Origin of the sequence: Acinetobacter sp. 1294243, assembly GCF_000588015.1 — a bacterium.
GTDB lineage: Bacteria > Pseudomonadota > Gammaproteobacteria > Pseudomonadales > Moraxellaceae > Acinetobacter > Acinetobacter pittii.
In genome coordinates this window covers 60502-82007 of sequence record NZ_JFXG01000002.1, presented here as the reverse complement: position 1 = coordinate 82007, position 21506 = coordinate 60502, and the positions used below count along the sequence as shown (strand labels likewise).

General features: G+C 36.7%; 20 protein-coding genes and 1 pseudogene. 15 read left to right on the top strand and 6 right to left on the bottom strand.

What is annotated here, in order from left to right; translation table 11 throughout:
- Positions 1 to 101: 101 nt before the first annotated feature.
- The 3 genes from thiM to J655_RS08055 all read right to left on the bottom strand — a co-directional run bounded on the left by thiM (position 102) and on the right by J655_RS08055 (position 2530).
- Positions 102 to 929, bottom strand: coding sequence for a hydroxyethylthiazole kinase (gene thiM, locus J655_RS08065; RefSeq protein ID WP_017480885.1), 828 nt, complete (start codon positions 927 to 929; stop codon positions 102 to 104).
- 35 nt (positions 930 to 964) lie between these two features.
- Positions 965 to 2122: a hypothetical protein gene (locus J655_RS08060; protein ID WP_017480886.1), complete on the bottom strand. Its 1158-nt coding sequence runs from the start codon at positions 2120 to 2122 to the stop codon at positions 965 to 967.
- A 150-nt stretch (positions 2123 to 2272) separates the two neighbouring features.
- The gene (locus J655_RS08055) at positions 2273 to 2530 is read right to left on the bottom strand and encodes a hypothetical protein (RefSeq protein WP_002119338.1); all 258 of its coding nucleotides are present in this window, start codon (positions 2528 to 2530) and stop codon (positions 2273 to 2275) included.
- Between the two features lie 318 nt (positions 2531 to 2848).
- On the opposite strand from J655_RS08055, the gene pepN reads away from it, so the two are divergent.
- The 10 genes and pseudogenes from pepN (at position 2849) to J655_RS08010 (ending at position 14963) form a co-directional block, all read left to right on the top strand.
- Complete coding sequence (pepN, locus tag J655_RS08050; RefSeq protein WP_032005534.1) at positions 2849 to 5455, top strand: aminopeptidase N; 2607 nt, start codon at positions 2849 to 2851, stop codon at positions 5453 to 5455.
- Positions 5456 to 6032: 577 nt separating this feature from the next.
- A complete protein-coding gene (locus tag J655_RS08045) occupies positions 6033 to 6569 on the top strand; it encodes a spore coat U domain-containing protein (protein WP_197970769.1) in 537 nt (178 codons plus the stop codon).
- 72 nt (positions 6570 to 6641) lie between these two features.
- Positions 6642 to 7346, top strand: coding sequence for a molecular chaperone (locus J655_RS08040; RefSeq protein ID WP_032052243.1), 705 nt, complete (start codon positions 6642 to 6644; stop codon positions 7344 to 7346).
- 9 nt (positions 7347 to 7355) lie between these two features.
- A pseudogene (locus J655_RS0104250) lies at positions 7356 to 9815 on the top strand (fimbria/pilus outer membrane usher protein).
- The gene (locus tag J655_RS08035) at positions 9806 to 10825 is read left to right on the top strand and encodes a spore coat U domain-containing protein (protein ID WP_032052242.1); all 1020 of its coding nucleotides are present in this window, start codon (positions 9806 to 9808) and stop codon (positions 10823 to 10825) included. Before J655_RS0104250 ends, J655_RS08035 begins: the two are co-directional and overlap by 10 nt.
- 226 nt (positions 10826 to 11051) lie before the next feature.
- Entirely contained in the window at positions 11052 to 11738 is a 687-nt protein-coding gene (locus J655_RS08030; protein ID WP_014207075.1) for a glutathione S-transferase family protein, read from the top strand.
- 7 nt (positions 11739 to 11745) lie between these two features.
- Positions 11746 to 12507, top strand: a complete 762-nt coding sequence (locus J655_RS08025) for an SDR family NAD(P)-dependent oxidoreductase (protein ID WP_032052241.1) — start codon at positions 11746 to 11748, stop codon at positions 12505 to 12507.
- A gap of 9 nt (positions 12508 to 12516) precedes the next feature.
- Positions 12517 to 13200, top strand: a complete 684-nt coding sequence (locus tag J655_RS08020; protein WP_032052240.1) for an SDR family NAD(P)-dependent oxidoreductase — start codon at positions 12517 to 12519, stop codon at positions 13198 to 13200.
- Positions 13201 to 13278: 78 nt separating this feature from the next.
- Entirely contained in the window at positions 13279 to 13836 is a 558-nt protein-coding gene (locus J655_RS08015; RefSeq protein ID WP_032052239.1) for a chorismate mutase, read from the top strand.
- A 575-nt stretch (positions 13837 to 14411) separates the two neighbouring features.
- Complete coding sequence (locus J655_RS08010; RefSeq protein WP_032052238.1) at positions 14412 to 14963, top strand: TetR/AcrR family transcriptional regulator; 552 nt, start codon at positions 14412 to 14414, stop codon at positions 14961 to 14963.
- Between the two features lie 76 nt (positions 14964 to 15039).
- Here the strand turns inward: J655_RS08010 and J655_RS08005 are convergent, their stop codons facing one another.
- The 3 genes from J655_RS08005 to J655_RS07995 form a co-directional block, all read right to left on the bottom strand.
- The gene (locus tag J655_RS08005) at positions 15040 to 17220 is read right to left on the bottom strand and encodes a TonB-dependent receptor family protein (RefSeq protein WP_032052237.1); all 2181 of its coding nucleotides are present in this window, start codon (positions 17218 to 17220) and stop codon (positions 15040 to 15042) included.
- Between the two features lie 152 nt (positions 17221 to 17372).
- Positions 17373 to 17888, bottom strand: coding sequence for a hypothetical protein (locus tag J655_RS08000; protein ID WP_032007659.1), 516 nt, complete (start codon positions 17886 to 17888; stop codon positions 17373 to 17375).
- Positions 17889 to 18001: 113 nt separating this feature from the next.
- Positions 18002 to 18724 carry a type 1 glutamine amidotransferase gene (locus J655_RS07995; RefSeq protein WP_032007660.1) on the bottom strand — a complete coding sequence of 241 codons (723 nt, stop codon included), beginning with the start codon at positions 18722 to 18724 and terminating at the stop codon, positions 18002 to 18004.
- Positions 18725 to 18991: 267 nt separating this feature from the next.
- Between J655_RS07995 and J655_RS07990 the strand changes: the two genes are divergently transcribed.
- The 5 genes from J655_RS07990 to J655_RS07970 all read left to right on the top strand — a co-directional run bounded on the left by J655_RS07990 (position 18992) and on the right by J655_RS07970 (position 21454).
- Positions 18992 to 19222 carry a hypothetical protein gene (locus J655_RS07990; protein ID WP_005068685.1) on the top strand — a complete coding sequence of 77 codons (231 nt, stop codon included), beginning with the start codon at positions 18992 to 18994 and terminating at the stop codon, positions 19220 to 19222.
- A 150-nt stretch (positions 19223 to 19372) separates the two neighbouring features.
- Entirely contained in the window at positions 19373 to 19747 is a 375-nt protein-coding gene (locus J655_RS07985) for a TonB C-terminal domain-containing protein (RefSeq protein ID WP_032042453.1), read from the top strand.
- Positions 19748 to 20048: 301 nt separating this feature from the next.
- Positions 20049 to 20318 (top strand): hypothetical protein, encoded by a 270-nt coding sequence (locus tag J655_RS07980; protein ID WP_032042454.1) that lies wholly within the window; start codon positions 20049 to 20051, stop codon positions 20316 to 20318.
- A 290-nt stretch (positions 20319 to 20608) separates the two neighbouring features.
- On the top strand, positions 20609 to 21067 hold the full coding sequence (locus J655_RS07975) for a hypothetical protein (protein WP_032007438.1): 459 nt from the start codon (positions 20609 to 20611) through the stop codon (positions 21065 to 21067).
- A 186-nt stretch (positions 21068 to 21253) separates the two neighbouring features.
- Entirely contained in the window at positions 21254 to 21454 is a 201-nt protein-coding gene (locus J655_RS07970; protein ID WP_002114613.1) for a hypothetical protein, read from the top strand.
- Positions 21455 to 21506 lie beyond the last annotated feature (52 nt).

The window sequence follows — 21506 nt, the reverse complement described above, 5'->3', positions numbered from 1 at the left end:
TCAAGAATAGCGATTAGCACTATGTAAAAGTAGTGCTATCGAATGAACAGAAATCTACTTACTTTTAAAGTGAGTCTAGCGTGATACAGGTATAACCTAGATTATGCCTGTATCTCTAAAAGCTTAATATCTGCATATTGCTCAATCAAGTTGTCATCTAGCATGTGGATGTAATCCATAAAGATGGTGCTAAAACTTCCCATAGTTTGCGCTTGATTTGCAGCAAGTTTACCCGCAATCGCAAAATGAACATGAGCAGAAAGAGCAGCAATTGTTGGTGTCGTCACAGCACTATATGCTGCGATTAGCGCACCCAAAGCACAACCAGTTGCTGTGATTTTGGGCTGTAAAGGACTTCCGCCGTTTACTTGAATCACAATGTCTAATTCTTTAGACAAAATATAATCTGACTCACCTGAAATAGCGATACAGTCCGTATGTGCTAATAGTGCATAAGCCTGTTGATAGGCTTGATCACTGCTTAAAGTACTATCCACACCTTTAGATTGAACTTGGTTGCCTGCAAGTGTACTAATTTCTGAAGCATTACCACGAATAATGCTTGGCTTGAACTGTAAAAGCTCGTCTGTCATTTGACTACGCCAAGCTAAAATTGGTCCATAGCCGACTGGATCAAGCACCCATGGAATGCCATTGAGCTGTGCAGTCTTGGCAGATATTTGCATGGCTTGCATTTGCTCTGAAGTAGGTGTGCCCAAATTAATGCTTAAAGCCGATGAAATTTTGGTAAAACTTTCTGCTTCATAAGGATTATCAATCATGGCAGGTGAAGCACCAGAAGCAAGTAAAACATTGGCTGTATAGTTGGCCGCGACGCTATTGGTAATGCATTGCACAAGAGGCGTCTTTGCCTGCATGTTTTGCCAAGCGTCAATTACCTGCTCAATCAAAGTCGATGCTGATGTCATGTTATTATCCTTATTAAGCCAAAGTGGTTGTAGATTTAGTGAGTAAAATAATGATCTTGATGCTTACATCTTTGGCAAATCAAAGAAACATAATCTGCCGCATCATAATCAACACTTAAATCGTTTGAACCACAATGCATACAACGTTTAACTGAATAAAAGTTTAATCGAGGTTCAATTTTTCGCCATGCTTTCCAGACAGGTTGTACAAAGATCTGTTCGTCGTAACCTAAGAAGCGGTTAAGTAAAATATAACTCATTTTACTGTAGGGAATATTGTGAGGACGAGGCAACATTGAGGTTTCCCACTTTTCAGCTAAGGCTCTCTCGCGATATTGCTCTAAGGTTTTCTTTAACAAATTGGTGTTAATAAATTTTTCATTACGCGGCTGTAGGGCTTTCTGTTTATAAAGATATTCGAGCGCGGTTTGAATTAAATAATAAATCTGACCAATTGCCAATGAATCCATTAAACGATAGCAAAAAGTTTGAAAATTAGAGCTTCCTGCAATTTGAATGCCCCAAGTTCGGCAATAGAACTGCATAAACTGAATAATCTCTTGATAGAGCACCTGAAAAAGTACGTCTTTTACTTCATCGGCACTACGAAACGGAATACCAAGACTTAAATTTTCATAAAACCAGTGGCGTAGTTGCTGAGCTACACTAAATAAACTTGGGTCACTATAACCGTCCAAGCGAATATTTAAATAAAAGCACTGAGGTTCATCAGCTTGATCTTGGGCGTTTAAAATTCCATCTTTATGGAGTTGTTTAATCAGATAGTTTTGAAAAATCCAGTTCGGGGTAATAGAATGATATTTAATTTTGTCCCAGTGAATATATTCGTCATGAGCAACATCGTCTCGTGCATAGTCGTCGAGCAGGCTGAGTAAAAAAAGTTTATGCAAAAAACTGAGCTGTTCCAGACTACGTTGAGGTTGCTCTTTTGACTTAAACTGGCGTTGTTCTTGTAGGCGTGTTTGCTGTAAAAGCTTTTTCCGTTGTTTTGTGCATGTTTCACAATGACAAGTCATTTTCGTATCTTTAAATACACGGTGCTGACAATGACTGCATTCATGAAACTGAATGTCTTGCTCAAATTGCTCGGCATCTACCCAGTACATTGAAGCTTGGCAGAGAGGACAATGGCTACTTTCATCTAGCTGTTTCTGTAGAATTTGTAAGGCCATTTCGCTCCGAATGCATAAATTAGTCAGGATAGAGCTATTATACACAGCCACATTGCCGATAGCTGAGATTGTCTTTTTGTTTGGTGCAAAATAGAAAACCTAAAATCTTTATTTTGATTTTAGGTTTTCATAACAGACTAAAAGTTAAGATTAAACAGGGCACGGCAAGCTCTCATCATTCTGTCCAAGCTTTTTGGCATTAATAAGTGCCTGCACTTTTTTACTTGGTAATTTTACTTTACCTAAAGCGTCGTAAGTATTGACGATAGAAGTTACCTCCTGAGCAGTCATTGAAATACCTTCTGCAGATAAAAACACCGCAATCACATGGTGATCGAGACCTGCTGCGTTTAGATCATGAATCGCTTTAATATTTTCTAAACGATGAAAATGTGCTTTTAATTCCATACTGACACCTCTTGTTCTGATTGAAATATTTATATTGGTGTATTAGTGAAGGCAAGAACCATGCCCAAAATGTAAGCTGACTCTAAAAAATGTTAAAAGCTGAAGTTGTTTTATTTTTATTGTATAGATTGATTATATAAGCAACGATTATCGTAAATTTGGTCTAATCTGTGCTAATAAAAGACGATTCTAATTTGAAATGTATAAATGAAGTCCCATTAATTTTATAAAGGTAAACAAACACGGTATGTATGAATGTGTATGATCAAGTTCATAAAATTCGTACTACGGTTTCCGAAAAGTATATAAGGAATAAAGATGAATATTGCGGCGCAGCCTCCAGTTCAGGCAGATCAAACAGTTTATTTAAAAGATTATCAAAAACCTTCATTCTTGGTTGAATCCATTAATCTTGATATTCAAGTATATGACGATAAAACAATTGTTGATTCAACATTAGTCATGAAGCGTCAAACTGCTGGAGACTTGGTATTATTAGGTCGTGATCTTGAGTTGCAATCTATTCAGCTCAATGGTCAAGATCTTAATCCTGCACAATATTCACTCGATAGTGAACAACTGGTGATCACTGATGCACCAGATGAAGTCATTTTACAAACTCAAGTGATTATTCATCCTGAAACCAACACTCAGCTTGAAGGTTTGTATAAAGCAGATGAGTTGTTTGTAACCCAGAATGAACCTGAAGGCTTCCGCAAAATCACGTTCTATCCAGACCGTCCAGATGTACTTTCAGTCTTTACGACACGTGTAGAAGCCGACAAAAAATATCCAGTGTTACTTGCCAATGGTAATTTGCTTGAAACAGGTGAGGTAGGTGAAAACCGCCACTTTGCGATCTGGCAAGACCCGACTAAAAAACCAAGCTACTTGTTTGCTTGTGTTATTGGTGATTTAGCTGTTCTTAAAGACCGCTATACGACGTCTGAAGGGCGCGATGTTGCTTTAGAAATCTATGCAATCGAGAAAGACATTCCAAAATGCCATATCGCAATGGAAGCATTAAAGCATTCAATGCGTTGGGATGAAGAACACTACGGTCGTGCTTATGACCTCGATAACTATATGATTGTTGCTGTTAGCCAGTTCAACATGGGTGCCATGGAAAATAAAGGTTTAAACATCTTTAATACCTCATGCGTGCTTGCCGATGAAGAGTACACAACTGATGCAGCCATTATGCGAGTACAGTCTGTGATTGCGCATGAATATTTCCATAACTGGACAGGTAACCGTATTACTTGCCGTGACTGGTTCCAGCTGTGCTTAAAAGAAGGTTTAACGGTTTTCCGTGACCAGTCTTTCTCTGAAGATTTACAATCTGCTGCAGTTCAACGTATTGATGATGTCGCTGTACTTAAATCGCATCAATTCCCTGAAGATGCTGGTCCATTGTCGCATCCACCACGCCCAGATCACTTTGTAGAAATTAATAACTTCTATACAGCGACAGTCTATGAAAAAGGTGCGGAAATTAACCGCATGATGTCGACCTTACTCGGTAAAGAAAAATACCGTCAAGGAACCGATGAATATTTCCGCCGTCATGATGGACAAGCCGTAACAGTAGAAGACTGGGTTGCTGCATTATCTGCGGGTTCAGGTGTTGATTTATCTGCATTCTTAACTTGGTATAACCAACCAGGTACGCCAAAGCTTGAAGCAAAAGGTGAGTACGATGCAACAGCACAAACTTACCGTTTAAGCTTTAAACAAAGCCTAAAAGCGCATCCGAAATATCCAAACTTAAAAGCTGTTCCAATTCCTGTTGCTTTAGCGCTTTTTAACGCTCAAACAGGGGAACAATATACATTGCACAGTAACAGTCTATTCGTAAATGATGTTAAAGATGGCGTGTACTTGTTTGATCAAGATGAGGCAACTATTGAGTTTACAGGGGTAACTGAGCAACCTGTTGTTTCACTACTACGTAATTTCTCTGCACCTGTAAATCTTGTATTTGATTACAGTGATGAAGAATTAGCATTCTTAATTCAACACGAAACCAACGGCTTTAACCAATGGCAAGCAACGCAAACCTTGCTTGAGCGTATTTTGCTAGAAGACCATTCTGCAGATGCATACATTCAAGCTATTCAAAGTACTTTGCCTGAGTTGGTTGGTCGCGACCCGCTTTTAGCATCACGTTTGTTTGATGTACCAAGTGAAGGTTATTTGGGTAGTCGTATTGATCAGAACTATGTACCAGCCGATATTCATGTAAAACGTGAAGCTTTACTGAATCGTTTGGCACAAGAGTTGGGTGCGTTTTGGAAAGATACCTACCTTACACTTGACCCAGATTTGCAAAAAGAATTCTCTTTAGCGATGGGTGTTCGTGCATTAAAAAATATCATGCTGCTGATGATGGCTCGTCAAGGCGATCAAAGTGCATTTGAATTAGCGCATGTTCAATACCAAAACACAGGCAATATGTCTGAGCGTTTAGGTGCGCTACGTGTATTGGTTTGGCAAAACGCACCTCAAGCTCAAGAGGCACTTGCTGATTTCTATGATCGCTTTAAAGATGAAGCCTTGTCTTTAGACCAGTGGTTTATGATTCAGGCTGCAAACCCAAATGCGACAACAGAAACAATCGAGTACTTAACTCAACATCCTGACTATGATTTAACAACTCCAAATCGTATTCGTGCGGTAAGTGGTGGCTTGTCAAATAATCCTGAAAATACTTGGGGCTTTGGTGTCGCTCACTTTATTAATCTTGCAGAATATCTTGACGAGAAAAACCCGATTTTAGGTTCACGTCTGTTACAGGTGTTATCTCGCTGGTATACGCTTGCAGAGCCTCAGCGAACACAAGTTCAACAAGCTTTAAAAGCATTGCAGCCTAAAGTGAAATCGAAAAATGTTTCTGAAACCTTAAATAGTATGCTGAGCGTTTAATTATTTAAAATTACTAAATAAAGGTCTCTAAAGAGGCCTTTATTTTTTATATCTCATAGCTCTTCAAGTTTTAAAATAAATAAAACTATCCTTGTTATAGTTCATCTGTAGATCAAGTTTTATCATTTTATTTTCATATAAATTATAATCTTGAATACTTTGTTGGAGATAAACTTTTAAGTAATAATATAAAATTACTATTAAAAGTATAGTCAGGAAATAACTAAGTACTTATGTAAATAGAATTTAATTTCATAAAGTTTGATAATTTTTTGACATATTTATTTAAATTTAAATAAATAATTTTTTTTAAAATTTTATTAAATTTATTTAAATCAAAAACTTAAATTTTATAATTATTGTTTTTTTGTATCCGTAAGATAGGTTTAGGTAAATTTGTTTTATTGATTAGAAATTAAAATAATAACGTGAACATGCATTTTATTTATTTTTATGTATTATGTTGGAAAGTAGGATAAAAAAATAAGCTTTAAAAGAGCAGTCAAATAAAAATGATTGTAAGAATAAGGGTTAAATTTTTTATATCTATTAATTCGACAATTTAGTTTAAAAGGTTTTGGCCATGAAAAAGACTTTTATTTATTTATCAGCAGTTGTTGCAGGAGTATTTTCTCTTAATGCAGCAAATGCAGCTACAGCAACAGGTACATTAACTGTTAGAGCAGCAGTAACGAATAGTTGTGTATTGAATACCTCTGCAACTGGCACGACAACAAATGCCGTTTTAGATTTTGGTACATTAAGTTCACTTGCTGGCAATGTTGATGCAGATACCACAACAACTGGTGGTACCTCAATTAAAGTCCTTTGTAATAATACTGTGCCATGGACTTTGTCATTTGATGGTGGTCAGAATGTTTTATCAACCCAACGTCGCATGATCGGCGGGGCGACTAGCAACGAATATATTCCTTACAACCTTTTCTCTGACACAGGACGTGCCACAGCAATTGGTATTGCAACGACTGCCTACAGTGGAACCGGAACGGGTAATGTTCAAACTGTAAATGTATATGGTCGTATTCCTGCAGGAACAACTTTACCAAGTGCAGGTAGCTATGTTGACAGTGTGACTGTAACGGTAACTTATTAATTTGCATAAATTAGAATTACGTTAGCCCTTTTGAAAGGGCTAATACATTAAAAATGTATATTTGAGCAAATCATGAAAAAAAATATTTTTATTATTACGGGATTATTCTTATCTTTATCTAGCTCTATTAACGCCGCAACAATCCGTCTTTCACCTGTAAATGTAGAAATATTAAGTAATCAAAATGCTGCTTCAATTAGTTTATATAACCAGTCAAATGAAAGTGCTGATTTGCAGGTGCGTGTATTTGAATGGAGACAAAATGCTGGTCAAGATCAGTTAATCCCTACGGATGAAATTGTAGTTAGTCCACCATTTTTAAAACTACAACCTAGTGACTCTTATAACTTACGTGTAGTTAGAATTAACCCCGAACCTATTTCTGGTGAAAAAACTTATCGTATTATTATTGATGAGTTACCAAAACCGATTGATAGCCGTAAAGCAGCTCAGGGAGTAAATGTATTACTTCGCTCATCATTACCTGTATTTGTCGTCAATAAAGATGCGATTACCAAACTGAGTTGGAAAATTGATGTTAACCAGAACACACCTTCTTTAAATATTAGCAATATAGGTAACCGACATGCGCTGTTAAATAGTCTAACGCTTGTTGATACAACTGCGAATAAAAGTTATCCGATTAAAGTAAATACTGTGAATGGTTATATTCTTGCGGAGAAGTCGAAAAGTTACTCGATTAGTAACTTTACCTACCAACCAAATCATAAATACAGCGTATCTCTAACAGTTAATGGTAAGAAAACCACACTTTAAGAGGCTTATATGAAATACATTATAGGTGTCTTATGTGTTGCGTATTTTCCTGCATATTCTTTTGCCGAACAGTTATTAGATCATACGAATACTGCAGTTCCCAGTGTTCCTAAATCTGTAGGTAGCAATAGTAAATATACACAAGTAGGAACGAATGAGCAGGAGCAAGATCTTAATTTCATCCAGCTATTTTTAAATATTTCGATTAACTCAAATGCTTCTGAAGATTTGGTTGCTGTAAAGCAATCTAAGGAGGGAAAACTATATATTCGTTCTAGTACCTTAAAAACTTTAAGATTAAAAATGGATGAACATATCCCAGATAACCAGTGGGTGTGTATTAATGATCTAAACGGAATCCAGTTTAAATATCTGGAAAATGAGCAGTCTTTAAACTTAAAAGTTCCGTCGAACATGTTAACGGGTTACTCAGTTGACTTAAATGGCCAGCAGATCACTAGCCCACAATTGCTAAAGATGAAACCCTTAAATGCAGCCATTCTGAACTACAGCCTGTATAACACCATAACCAATGATGAGAACGTTTTCTCAGGTACGGCTGAGGGGATCTTTAATAGCTTAATCGGTAACTTCTCTTCAGGCGTTCTATACAACGGTAGTAATGAAACTAGCTATAGCCATGAAAAGTGGGTGCGCTTAGAAAGTAAGTGGCAATATGTCGACCCTGAAAAGATCAGGATATATACCCTAGGGGACTTTATTTCCAATAGCCCAGACTGGGGCAGTAGTGTCCGTCTTGCCGGTTTTCAGTGGTCGAGTGCTTATAGTCAACGCGGGGATATTGTCACCTCGGCACTCCCGCAATTTTCCGGCTCGGCAGCACTGCCTTCAACCCTAGACTTATACGTCAACCAGCAAAAGATTTATTCAGGGTTAGTCCCATCTGGTCCATTTGATATTAAACAGCTTCCGTTTATTTCGGGAAATGAAGTCACACTGGTGACTACCGATGCAACGGGACAGCAGAGCATTACCAAAAAGCCGTACTATTTTTCATCGAAGATTCTGGCAAAAGGCATTAATGAGTTTTCAGTAGATGTGGGGGTTCCACGCTACAATTATGGACTCTATTCAAATGATTATGACGATGCCACTTTTGCCTCGGGTGCGATCCGATACGGCTACAGTAACTCACTGACCTTAAGCGGTGGCGCAGAGGCTTCAACAGATGGGTTATCGAACCTAGGCACAGGATTTGCCAAAAATGTTTTGGGGATTGGCGTGATCAATGCCGACATTGCAGCGAGCCAGTATAAAGATGAAAACGGTTATTCTGCCTTGCTGGGTTTAGAAGGTCGCATTAGTAAAAATATTTCATTTAACACCAGTTACCGCAAAGTATTTGATAACTATTTTGACCTAGCCCGTGTATCTCAAGTTAGATATTTAAAAGAGAACCAGATTAATCCCGAGTCACAGAACTACCTGAACTACAGCGCACTGGCAGATGAGATTTTTAGGGCAGGGGTTAACTATAATTTTTATGCAGGCTATGGGGTTTATCTAGGTTATAACCAGATTAAATATAGCGACAACTCTTACAAGTTACTGTCTACCAATTTAAGTGGAAGTCTGGACAAGAACTGGGGCTTTTATGCATCAGCGTATAAAGATTATGAAAACCATAAGGACTATGGAGTTTACTTTGCGTTGAGATATACACCGTCCAGTAAAGTGAATGCGATCACGAGTGTATCTAGTGACAGCGGTAGCCTACGGTATCGCCAAGAAATATTCGGTTTGTCAGAACCACAAATTGGTTCATTTGGCTGGGGTGGCTATGTTGAAAGAGATCAGGATGCCAATGAAAACAATGCATCGGTCTATGCCTCTTACCGTGCCCGAGCAGCTTACCTGACAGGGTGATATAACCGATTTGGGGATAATGATCAGGTTGCAGTTTCGGCGACAGGATCACTGGTTGCGGCAGCGGGACGTATCTTTGCGGCCAATGAAATTGGAGAGGGCTACGCAGTTGTGACCAATGCCGGGCCACAAAGCCAAATTATAAATGGCGGTGTTAATCTGGGAGAAACTGACAAGTCTGGAAGGTTTCTGATTCCTAGTCTCATGCCATATCAAGTGAACCATATTTATTTAGATCCATCGTATCTTCCTCTGAATTGGAATGTTAAATCTACAGATCAAAAAACAGTCGTGGGTTACCGTCAAGGAACTTTGGTTGACTTCGGTGCTCATCGGGTCATTTCGGGATTAGTGAAACTTGTTGATCAAAACAATTCACCGTTAATGCCAGGTTATGCCGTTCGAATTAATGGTCAGCAAGATGGGATGGTTGGCTACGATGGTGAAGTATTTATTCCAAATCTTTTAAAGCAAAACAGACTTGAAGTCGATCTTCTAGATCATGGTTCATGCCAAGTTGACTTCACATATAACAGTAATCAGTACTCAACTAAAAAATTGGGACCTTATGTATGTCATTAAATATTATGAATAAGGCTCAAATAGAGAGCTATAAGTTTTTTCCATTGTTTTTAAAATATTTTGTAGGCATTTGCTTATTTTATCTCGTTTATGCATTTTTTAGTCCGGCACATGCAGCTTGTACGGTAAGTGGGACCACAAATAACACTTTTACCTACACAGCAGCAAATATTAATAGTGATGCAACCGTAAACCTTTCAGGAACAATTACTTGTACGAATTTAGGACTTCCCCAGATTTCTAATTTCATGTGTATGAAAACCGTATTTACGGGAACCACAAATGCAATTAACAGTGTTTCATTACCGTATACGGTTACTGCAACTGTAGGTGGAGCTGGGTCTTCTACCACAAATCAAACCTCCAATGTGTGGTATGGCCCAGTAGCAACAGTCGCATCAAATAATATTGTGAGTTACTCGGTAAATATAAAAGTACCAGCTCGAACGGGGTCTCTCATTGCATACCCTCAAGGAACATATACGGCTTCGGTTCGGTTGTATTGGGATATGGATCTTTTGGGTTTGTCATGTGGTGATTTACTTGGTGGCTGGGATTCAGGCGATACATTGCTAACAGCAAACTTTGTGGTCCCAAGCCTGTGCCAATTAAACTCAACCTCAACTGTAGATTTCGGCAATATTAATGATATTGGCACGACTAAGCGTGATTACACAGCGCAAGGGGCAGTGAATACGACCTGTAATTTTGGAACGCCATATAGTATTTATTTAGGGGATGGAAACAACCGTATTGCTGGAGGCTTTAGGCGTATGATCAATAGTAATAATGAATTTATTCCCTATCAGCTATATAAAGATTCTAACTATAGTACGGTATGGGATGCCACGGGAGGCGTAACCAATGTTGGGGGAACAGGGGGAGTCTCAAAAACAGGTACAGGAAGTGCTCAAACGACTACAGTGTATGGAAAAATTCCGCAAGGCACTGCCATCGCAAGTAGACCTGGTGTCTATTCTGATAGTGTTGTCGTTACGGTGACTTATTAATCTTTCAAATTTATATGAGGAGTTCTTTTTATAGCAGAGCTCCCTATAATTCAAAGTATATTGCTTAAAAATTGTTAAGATATAAATAATAAAAATCAAATAATTCTTAGCTTTCGGAACTTATTCGTCATCAAAAACAGTTTGACTTAAAAAAGTATTCTGTATATTTATTGATTAGTTCTAAAAAAGAACTAGATAAAAGGCAATTAAAAATAAAGGTGAATAAATGTCGAATATTATTTTGCATCAATGGGAAATTTCCCCATTCTGTCAAAAAATTTCAAGGGTTTTGAAATTTAAAGGAATTCCATTTGACACAGTTAACTATAACGGCATTCTTGGAGCGAAAGTTCCTCTACTAAGTAAGGTGGGCAAAGTACCTGTCATTGACCATAACGGTCAGAGGATTCAAGACAGCACTCGAATCGCGCGCTATCTAGATGAAGCCTTTCCAGACACACCTCGGCTTTACCCTGAAGATCCAAATCAAAAAGCGCTTGCTGAACTTTGGGAAGATTGGGCAGATGAATCTCTTTATTTTTATGAAGTCTATTTACGCGTAAATGACTCAGAAGCTTTAGAAGAAGCGATTCGCATTAGTAGCATTGGTCGTCCAGCTTATGAAAAGCCCATGGTAAAAGGTTTTATTTTAGCCGAGTTAAAAACGCAGCTATTCTTTCAAGGCTTAGGACGTATGAAAGCTGAAAATGTTGAAGAAGAATTTATCCGACATCTCGACCGTATTGAGCAGGTTTTATCACAAAGTGAATGGTTAGTTGGAAACAGCCAAACCATTGCAGATATAGCTGTAGTTGCTCAACTCGGTGAAGTGATCCGCACCAGTAAAAAATTTAGTAAAGAAATTTTGAATCGTCCGTTTATTGCATTATGGTATAAAAAACAAACAGGGTGAAACGTCTATGACATCAGCAACACCAGATAAGACACAAGATTGTGCAGTTGTTATTGGCGTCGGGGCATCACAAGGTATTGGTGCAGCGGTGTGTCGTCTTTTCGCCAAAGAAGGCTTAAAAGTCTATGTTGCTGGACGTACTTTCCAGAAAATTGAAGCAGTGGCTGCCCAAATCCATTCCAATGGTGGAGATGCTGTAGCGTTTCGTTTAGATGCAGAAGATATACACCAAGTACAGGCCTTGTTTGACACTATTACAAGTCAAAATGAGCGTATTACTGCTGTCATTCATAATGTGGGAGGAAATATTCCTTCCATCTTTTTACGCAGCCCATTGTCGTTTTTTACTCAAATGTGGCAATCCACTTTTTTATCGGCCTATTTAGTTTCTCAAAGCTGTCTAAAAATCTTTAAAGATCAAAATCACGGTACGCTTATTTTTACTGGAGCGAGTGCGTCTCTACGCGGCAAACCTTTTTTCGCAGCTTTTACGATGGGAAAATCTGCCTTAAGAGCTTATGCCTTAAATCTAGCCCAAATCTATAAATCACAAGGCATCCATATTGCTCATGTGATTATTGATGGCATGGTCGATGGCGATAGAGTGAATAAAGCATTATTTGGTCTGGGGCGGTTAGCTCGTCTTACGCGTGGCACTGGCGGACTTAATATTGATGCAATTGCAGAAAATTATTGGATGCTTTACCAACAAACACCTCAGCTCTGGACACATGAGTTGGATTTACGCCCTTATCAAGAAAAATTTTGAGAGACTAAAATGCTAAAAAAAATATTTCAAAAATTTCAAAAAAAGCAGGGCTGTGTTGTAGTGGCTGGTCATGACCTTCAACTGATTGAGCGTGATTTTGTAATTCTAGATAAAAACGCACATTGTCCATTACATCTTTATCAGGTTATACATGATTCAGCCGTGCAAAATATGCAGGTCCATTCTGTAAATGATGGTGTGACAGCAATCCATGTAAACTTGGTGAATGCAGATCACTTAAAATGCTTATTGCGTTATATCTCAAAACACGGGCATACCATTGAACTCTGTGTATTTCAGCCGAGTTTTTCATCTTCGGCTAATATCGAAGCTTTATCTTTAGAAGAGATTGAACATAGTTGGCAGACCACAGGTTTAAGTGCGGTGAGTATCGCTCAAGCTGTCATTAAGCCTATGCTTAAACAACAGCGGGGCACCCTTATTTTTCTTGGCGCACCCTCTAATCACTCGACCCATTACGATGTGTTAAGCCAAAGCATGTTTGCTAGCATTCGAGCTTTATCGCAGTCATTAGCCAGAGAGTTTCAGCCTAAAGGTATTCATGTTGCTTATTGCATGGTTGAAAAGTGGGATGGGCAAGACCAGCACTTTACCTCATCTCTTAAACAAGTATGCCAACACATCTATCAGCAACCTGATTCGGCATGGAGCCAAGAACTCAGCCTATCTTGAAGTTTTACTTTCGCATGTTCTTGAAATACAGTACTGAGTTGAGATGATCATAGAACAATAATTTCGGTAGGTTTTTAAATAGTGAATATAAAGAGTTTTCAGCGAGCTGTTCAAGTAGTGTCGACTTTGGCAGCTTTTATGTGTTTTCCTCCACTCGCGCAAGCTTCACAATACACTCAAACTGCTCGTTTAGTTAACGAGCGTTTAGCTTATATGAAAGATGTAGCAGGTTATAAAGCAGAGCAGCATTTACCTATTGAAGATTTAACTCAAGAAAAGAAAGTTCTCGATCAATCGCTTTCTGAAGCCGAATCTTTTGGCTTAAACAGCGAAACAGTAAAGCCATTTATTGTGACGCAAATGAATGTTGCCAAGGCCATTCAATACCGTTATCGCGCAGATTGGTTATCGAGTCCAGAAAGCAATTGGAAGCCACAAGATTTAGCAGAAGTACGATTAAAAATTAGTTCTCTAAACACTGAACTTCTAAAAAATATTGCCGTTGAACTTAAGAGAAATAACAACAAAGCGCCTCATGGCTGTAGCTATATGTGGCCTGTTCAGCATCTACAACTTAAAGAAGCCGACAAAAAAGCTTTATGTGAGACATTAAATAAAATTAAGTTAAGAGAATGAAAAACAATAATTATTTAACTGTTTTCTAGCCAATATCACATTGACACCCAAAATCTCTCCGATTATCCTTTGCCTGCTGGCCACATTGCCAGTCAGCTTTTGACAGAGCTGGTACAAAAGGCGCACAACAACGTATTGTTTCGTTTTGTGCGTTCTCCTAAGTCACGCCTTTATGGTGAGGCTAGGAGGGGCACGCTTGCGTGCGCTGGTTTCCTTTTGTACCAGTCTGTCAACCCTTCTAGTCTTGCCACCATTATTTGACAGTAATTGGTAAGACTCTTCTAAATCAAAAGGAGTCCGCCGTTATGCGTACTATTTTTTCTTTATTGGCCTCTGCCAAAATCTCTCTATTCATTCCATTTAAACAGTCTTTAAAACGGTTTAATCGGCTTTAGGTTTTCTACATCTTAAGAATCGTTACGACTAAAAAATCATAGCAACAATAAACCTGAGATAGGCGAGCACACCTTTTTTGTGCAGCTTTTACATGCCTGTTTTTAGCGCTCAATTTAAGAGTGACAGCATTTCTATCTCATTTACTTACAAAAAAAAAAATTATTTTAAACGGTATAAAAATGCCAAATTTAGAAGCATCATTTAGAGCACTTCGCGTGCTACATGCGGCAAGAGATTTGTTTAAACAATATGGGTTTTATATTGGGATTGACCGAATTATTGAGGAAGCAAAAATTCCCAAAGCCACTTTTTATAACTACTTTCACTCCAAAGAAAGGCTCATTCAGATGAGCTTAACTTTTCAAACAGATGCATTAAAACATGAGGTGTTTTCAATTATTCATTCGTACCGCGAACTTATGATGTTTGATAAGCTCAAGAAAGTTTACTTTTTACATGCAAACTTAGAGGGTTTTTATCGTTTGCCATTTAAAGCCATTTTTGAAATTGAAAAGATCTATCCAGCAGCTTATAAACTCGTCAGCGACTATCGAAATTGGTTCATAAATGAAATTTATAAGCTGCTTTTAACTGTAAAAGTTACCGCTACAGTTGAAGATGCCTACATGTTTTTGTTTGTGATTGATGGGGCAATGGTCCAGCTTTTAAGTGCAAATAAGATCGATGAAAGAGATAAATTATTAGAATATTTTATGTCGACGCTCGCTTAGATTGGTTAGTACTCTAAGGTTTAACTCTTATAAAAAAGCCCTCCGAAGAGGGCTTTTTATTCAATTTAATTGGGCTTTAAAAATCAAAAGATGTTTGTAGATAGAACGTACGTGGCAGTCCTACATACTTACCGCCAGTAGAGTCTGTTGAGCGAGTAAAATATTGCTTATCAAAGACATTTTTGATTCCACCAGCGATTTTTAAACCTTTAACTTGTGAACTTAAGTCATAAGAGGTACGTAGCGCAAAAGTGGTGTAACCCGGAATATCTCCATATTTACCATCAGCAGTTTCTTCTGTTTGATAGACATTACTATCTGGAAGATCTGGTGAATGCTGCTTAGATTGAGCAAACATATCCGCATTTAAAGACCATTTATCTACTGTGTAACCTAACCCAACATTACCGACATGACGCGAGTAAAACGGTAGATCTTTATCTTTAAATTGACCAGCTTCAGCCACTGCTTTGGTGAAAGTATAGTTGCCATATACTTTTAAGCCTTCCAGTGCATCAGACAATTGACCGAAATCATAGCTAATACCTGTTTCGACACCTTTATGGCTGGTCGCCCCTAAGTCTGTCCAAATCCCGTTATTACCAGCATCGCGAACCAATGAAAGTTCTTTATCAAAGTCTAAATAGAACACGGTAAATTCGGCATTTAAACCATTGCCCAAATATTTGGTGCCAATTTCATAGTTGTTCGACTTTTCAGGATGTAAGCCTTCGGTTGTAGCCGTTGCGGTTGTTCCTTCAAGACGAGCTAATTGACTGTATTGCTGTGGACCGAAAGATACACCAGCGTTTGCAAATATATTCCAATTTTCATTTGCCGAGTACATCACAGATAAACTTGGCAAAAATTCGTCTGAATCAATTTTTGGATAAACAGTATTAGATTGTCCTTTGTTATAACCCGTGAAGTTATTATGGGTTTCAATTGATTCGAAACGAACACCTGGTGTGATGGTCCAACGGCCGAGTTCCATACGGTTGTCGATATATACTGCATGTGCTTTAGTGCCACCTTCGCTGCTACTACGTGGCGCAAAGTCTGGCACTGATGAACCTGCTGCATAAGATGCAGTACGTCCAGCAAATTCAGAGCTTTCTTCTTTTAAATAGCGATAGCCAACCGTTACTTCATTTTGAGTATTACCAAGTTCATAAATGCGAGAGTAACGCGGTTCAATTGCATAGACTTTATAATCGCGTGGAGCAGAATCGAGGCGTTTTTGCCCATTCGCTAGTGTAGTCTCAAGATTACTAGTACGGAAAGAGTCGATGTAGTAACTCAAAACCTCGAAGTTATTTTTTTCATCTTTATGGTTATAACGTAAAGAGACATCTGTACGTCGACCTGCAAAATAGTTCTTTTCACCAGAAGATTGATAAGGGTTTTCAGCATATTGCGCCTGAGTTAAACCCTCTGGCATTTCACCACGACCTTCATAATGATGCAGATTTAAAGCAACCGAGTCTTTATCATTAAATTGATACGCAGACTTTAACATTACGTCATCGATATCAATTTTATTGTTAGCTTCTCGATAACCGTTTCCTTTGGTCCCTGAATATAGAAGGGCAAGACCTAAGCCATTATCTAAAGTTCCACCCACAAATAGATTAGGGCTGAGCTTTACTTGGTCAGTACCAGAAGCATATTCTGAAGTTAGGCTAACAGTTCCGCTAAAATCTTGAGGAATTGATCGAGTAGCAAAGTTAATAATTCCGCCTACGTTTTGAGGCCCAAAACGAACTGATCCCGCACCACGTACAACGTCAACTGACTCAATATTACCAATTGAAACAGGTGCCAAAGATAACTGTGGCTGACCATACGGTGCAAATGAAAGTGGAACGCCGTCTACTAGAACTGTTGAGCGAGGTGATAGGCGAGATGCTAAACCACGAACCCCGATATTGAGAGAAACATCACTACCACCTGTGCCACTACTGTCTTGAGCCTGAACTCCAGGAACTTGCTTTAGAGCTTCGCGCAATGAAGTTGCTGCCGTTTCATCTAAACGCTTACGGTCAACAATAGTTCGAGCGCCAGCATGTTTGTGAACGGTTTCAGCATTAGCTTCTTCTAGCCAGTTACCTTGCGCCTTAATCGTAATGGTCGGTAACGTTGTATCTTCAGCATGTGTAGGAAGTGCGAGATAAGTACAAGCAATTCCGATTGCATAGCTAAGTGTAGAAACTTTGAACTTAAAATTTGGGAGTGAAAGAGGGGTTGAGCGGTCCATGTTGATGTATCGAAATCCTAAACGATAATTATAATCATTATAGCGAAAAAGTAACAAAATTTTATAAATGTAATTTAAGTTTTTTAGAAAAACTAAACATAGCTTTTCACTAATCATTTTCACAGAACAGCCCTCCGAAGAGGGCTTCAAATTTATTTAAAGTTAGGTTGATTTAAGATTTTGTAGACCTTTTCTTTATATACATCATTAGAAATAACACCTTTATCTCGCTGTTGTTTTAGCGATTTAAACTGTTGACCACGAATTTCTCTTTGAATACCCACATTATCATGATGTCTCATGTAGTAAAGGCTACGCTCATGATCACTCATATTCACTGTTTCATCAGTAAACGAAGAAGGCTTTGCTTCATTTTCTTGATATTGTTTTGCAATTTCAAAAAAATCTACGTTTTGGGAATGAGGAGAATTAAATGAATTTTGCTGTTCAGTCAGCTGAGGGTTCTGAGTGTTAGCATTTATTTCAAGCATACTTTTATGCTGATTAAATCTAGGGCGGTTATATTCTTGTTTCGTTTGAAATGTGTTTGTTTCAGCAAAGATGGAAGAAGAAAAAAGCCCAATATTTAAAGATAAAAAAGTTAATAAAAATCTATTCATTTCTTTGGGAGTCCAATTGAAATTGAGTAAATCACTGTATTGTAACATTAAAATTTAATTTTTGAAGGTTTGACTTCAAGAGTGCTTGATCAACTGGTAAATAATAAGATCTGTAGCGGAGCGTAAAAGCCAATTTAAAAAGGCTTTTTACACTCATTTTTTTAAGATTGTTTTGAATATTCTTCTTTCAATTTATCCAGAAAAATAAACAGGTTTTGATTCATTTCTTGATAGTCGTGATTTCGTAATTCTTCACGAGTATTCACAAATTTATAATTGTGAGCATCATTTAACTCGACTTCTGAATGTTGAATCAGTAATTCAACTACTTCTGAAGTTAATTCCATATGACATTGTAGGCCATAAACTAATTTTGAATATTCAATAATCTGTCTTGGGCACCCTGCGCTAAAAGCAATAATTTTTGCATTGGAAGTTAAGCCTGGCATGTCGTTATGCCAATGGCCAACTTCGGTCATTTTTCCTAAGTGTGAAAACTTAGAATGTGTTATTCCATATTCTGTAAGCATAATTGGAAACTTACCAATTTCTCGCTCAGGGCTATGTTCAAATTTGGCACCTAAAGCTTCACCGATCAATTGAGACCCTAGGCATACCCCAATGACCACTTTATTTGCTTCAATTGCTTTTTTAATCATTGCTTGTTCAGCTAATGAATTAAAGTGAGGGCACATATCTAATGTAGTATCGGGACTTTGTGGGCCACCCATTACAATAAGAAAGTCGATATCTTCAACAGAAGTTGGCAAAACTTCATTTAAATACCCTCTTGAATAGGTAATTTTGAAGTTATTCATTTTGCCCCAAATTTCATATGCGCCGGGCGCTTCAAAATCTTCATGAATAATAAAATGTAGCCGCATAACAATCCTTAAAATCTAAACGTAAAATAGGTAGATCATTGGTTAAAAATCAAGGAAATATTAAAACTAGAATAGGGCCTTTAATACATCCAGTTTTAAAAACTTATATGGGCCAGATTTATTTGTTTTTTATAGAAGTTGAAATTGATTATTTCTTTTTAAATACATTCAATAAATTTATTGTTAAGTTAAACTAAATTATTCTGGTGTGACAATAGCAGTTCAATTTGTTAAATTGTGTAGCTTTTATCAAAGTGGACAAAATTTATGAAGACATTTTTAGTTATATCTTTATTGGGTTTTGGGCTGATTGGTTGTGCTTCATCTCCATATAATTCTCAAGAAAATTATTTGAATAAACCTCCAATAGTTCCAGAGAATAAAGCTTTTAATAGTTTTAAAACACCTGAACATGGGATTTTCACTGATCGAGATGTCTATAATATAAATATATCAGAAAATTCGAATCTAAATTTTCGTTATGAAGTTCCTTTTTAAAGAAAAATAAAATATTAACTAAAAAGGACGGAGCAAAGGTGGCTTAACACCTTTGCTAACTCATAATAATCAATGATTAATAAAACCTTTTGGGTGGTTTTTTAAATTTTAAACTGTTAAATTTTAGTTATTGAAAACAAGGTATTTTAAATGAAAAACTTCACTATTGTTGCTTCTTTATTTTTATTGGTTGGGTGTGCCACAGGTCACAAACAAGTCACTCCTATGCAAGTGGCTGATAATAAAATTATTTCAGAGGCTGAAAAATATAAAAAACAATATCAAAAGAAAATTTATAAAACCTGGGATATTCCCAAGTCTTCTACAGGTATGAGTGCAAGTGTTAAAGTCTTTTTAATGGATACTGGCGAAATTGAGCAAATTATCTTTTTAGATAAAGAAGAGCAAAAATTTAAAACAAGTATTGAAAAAGCTATCTGGCGTTCTAGTCCATTTGTTTTACCCTCTAATCCAGAGGTAAGAAAGCAAGCAAGAAAATTCAATATTAAGTTTCAGGTAAAATAAATCAGTTATGTTTGAATACTAAGAGCAGATTTATAATTTTGAGTAAGTTAAATCTGCTCTTTAGATATTTATAGTATTGATATAGTAGGTTTTAGCTATATTGAACTGATCTTTAAGAGCTAAATTCAAAAGTAGAATGCTAACATTTCAATGTAGTCAGAAAATAAGACATTTTATTTATATATTAAAAAAATATAAAAATTTGTTACATTAATATCAAAAGGTAACATAAACAGAACTTTAAAAGAATGAAAAATTATTATAGAAAATAAATAATTTCGTAAGAGTTGTAAGTAAAAATATGAGTGAAGTAAAGAAGCCTCATACTGAAAGTAAAGCAACGAAAGTTGTAGCGTGGTGTCTAATTATATTTGGAATTGTTTTAGGAATAGCCTTTATTTTGTCATATGGGCAAGTTGAAACTAGAAATGATAATTTAGATATTATTCGAGTGTGGTCTACACAAATGGTCACAGTTGGTCTTTTTATTATATTTAATGGTTTGCTGTTCGGTTATTTACTTTTAAAAATTAGTAGTATTTTGAACCACCTTGAAAATAATAAAAACTAGAATTTCTTTGAATAAATTCAGTTCAAATATTAAATAGAGCTAAGATTTTATTTAAAGCACTTCTCGATAATATGAAAAATTGAAAGAAAATTTTTCAAAATCTTCTTATATATAGATTATTTATGTTAATTACTTCACATTTTTAAATGTTTTTGATGTTTAATTGACGATTAAATTTCAAAAACCTTGTATTTCTTACATTTAGTTTATGAGTTTTACCCTATCTTACATAAAAAAATAATAGTTTAAAGAAGTATATAAATATACGCATGAGAAGATAGGAGGTTAAGATGCCAAAATATCTAGCAATAGCAGATAAGGTTTATAAAAAAATTAAAAATGACAACTTGTTTTCTGATGATGTAATAGAAAATTTAAATTGTTTGGTTGGGCTTATTCGTAATGCGATAAAAGGTACTGAATTCAAATTAAAGTATAATTTTATTAATTTTGAAGACTGCTTAACCAAGCCCATCGAGCAATGCTCGGTAAAAATTGATTTTAGTCTTATGCCTAAGTGTGATAATGAAGGTGAGTTTATTTTATGGCTTGCAGGATTTATTGAAAGAATCACTGAGGGAGGGAAAGCCAAATTTCCTCCTATTTCTCAGTTGGTCCCTCAAGGCTTTAGTATGGGAAATGAAAATATTCCAGTAACTACTTTACCTGTAAAAGAAGAAAATGCAGAAATGATTGTTAATTATTTTAAATCAGATGATTATATTAAAAATAATAAACTACCTTCTTAAAATATATAAAAGTTATAAGCCAATTATCTCTAACAATTTAGAGCTTAGTAACCGCCTTCGAGGGCGGTTTTCTTTGTTATATGTATCTTAAAGTGTCTGTTACATAAATGATGATTGTTTCATGTTGAATGTATCTGTTAATTATTTGAGCATGGTATGAGACAAGTGAAGTAAAGGATAAATCTCATGATAGATGAAGAAAAACCATTAAATTTTGATGATGATGAAGAGCCTCTTGATTTTGCAGATGAAGAATTTATCGATGATAAAAAAGAGGATGAGTTGTATAACAGTATTACCAAAGATGGCTCTAGTGTCGATCCGGCAGATGATGGTGAGCGACATATTCGACCTGAAGATGGCGATCCCATAGAAGTCGAAGAATAATCTATAGCCCAATTTTATATTGGGCATTTTAATTTCTAGCGTATTTGGTTGA

Coding starts and splice junctions, on each gene's coding strand:
- thiM (WP_017480885.1), bottom strand. CDS start 929: ATGACATCAGCATCGACTTTGATTGAGCAGGTAATTGACGCTTGGCAA.
- J655_RS08060 (WP_017480886.1), bottom strand. CDS start 2,122: ATGGCCTTACAAATTCTACAGAAACAGCTAGATGAAAGTAGCCATTGT.
- J655_RS08055 (WP_002119338.1), bottom strand. CDS start 2,530: ATGGAATTAAAAGCACATTTTCATCGTTTAGAAAATATTAAAGCGATT.
- pepN (WP_032005534.1), top strand. CDS start 2,849: ATGAATATTGCGGCGCAGCCTCCAGTTCAGGCAGATCAAACAGTTTAT.
- J655_RS08040 (WP_032052243.1), top strand. CDS start 6,642: ATGAAAAAAAATATTTTTATTATTACGGGATTATTCTTATCTTTATCT.
- J655_RS08035 (WP_032052242.1), top strand. CDS start 9,806: ATGTCATTAAATATTATGAATAAGGCTCAAATAGAGAGCTATAAGTTT.
- J655_RS08030 (WP_014207075.1), top strand. CDS start 11,052: ATGTCGAATATTATTTTGCATCAATGGGAAATTTCCCCATTCTGTCAA.
- J655_RS08025 (WP_032052241.1), top strand. CDS start 11,746: ATGACATCAGCAACACCAGATAAGACACAAGATTGTGCAGTTGTTATT.
- J655_RS08020 (WP_032052240.1), top strand. CDS start 12,517: ATGCTAAAAAAAATATTTCAAAAATTTCAAAAAAAGCAGGGCTGTGTT.
- J655_RS08010 (WP_032052238.1), top strand. CDS start 14,412: ATGCCAAATTTAGAAGCATCATTTAGAGCACTTCGCGTGCTACATGCG.
- J655_RS08005 (WP_032052237.1), bottom strand. CDS start 17,220: ATGGACCGCTCAACCCCTCTTTCACTCCCAAATTTTAAGTTCAAAGTT.
- J655_RS08000 (WP_032007659.1), bottom strand. CDS start 17,888: ATGTTACAATACAGTGATTTACTCAATTTCAATTGGACTCCCAAAGAA.
- J655_RS07995 (WP_032007660.1), bottom strand. CDS start 18,724: ATGCGGCTACATTTTATTATTCATGAAGATTTTGAAGCGCCCGGCGCA.
- J655_RS07990 (WP_005068685.1), top strand. CDS start 18,992: ATGAAGACATTTTTAGTTATATCTTTATTGGGTTTTGGGCTGATTGGT.
- J655_RS07985 (WP_032042453.1), top strand. CDS start 19,373: ATGAAAAACTTCACTATTGTTGCTTCTTTATTTTTATTGGTTGGGTGT.
- J655_RS07980 (WP_032042454.1), top strand. CDS start 20,049: ATGAGTGAAGTAAAGAAGCCTCATACTGAAAGTAAAGCAACGAAAGTT.
- J655_RS07975 (WP_032007438.1), top strand. CDS start 20,609: ATGCCAAAATATCTAGCAATAGCAGATAAGGTTTATAAAAAAATTAAA.
- J655_RS07970 (WP_002114613.1), top strand. CDS start 21,254: ATGATAGATGAAGAAAAACCATTAAATTTTGATGATGATGAAGAGCCT.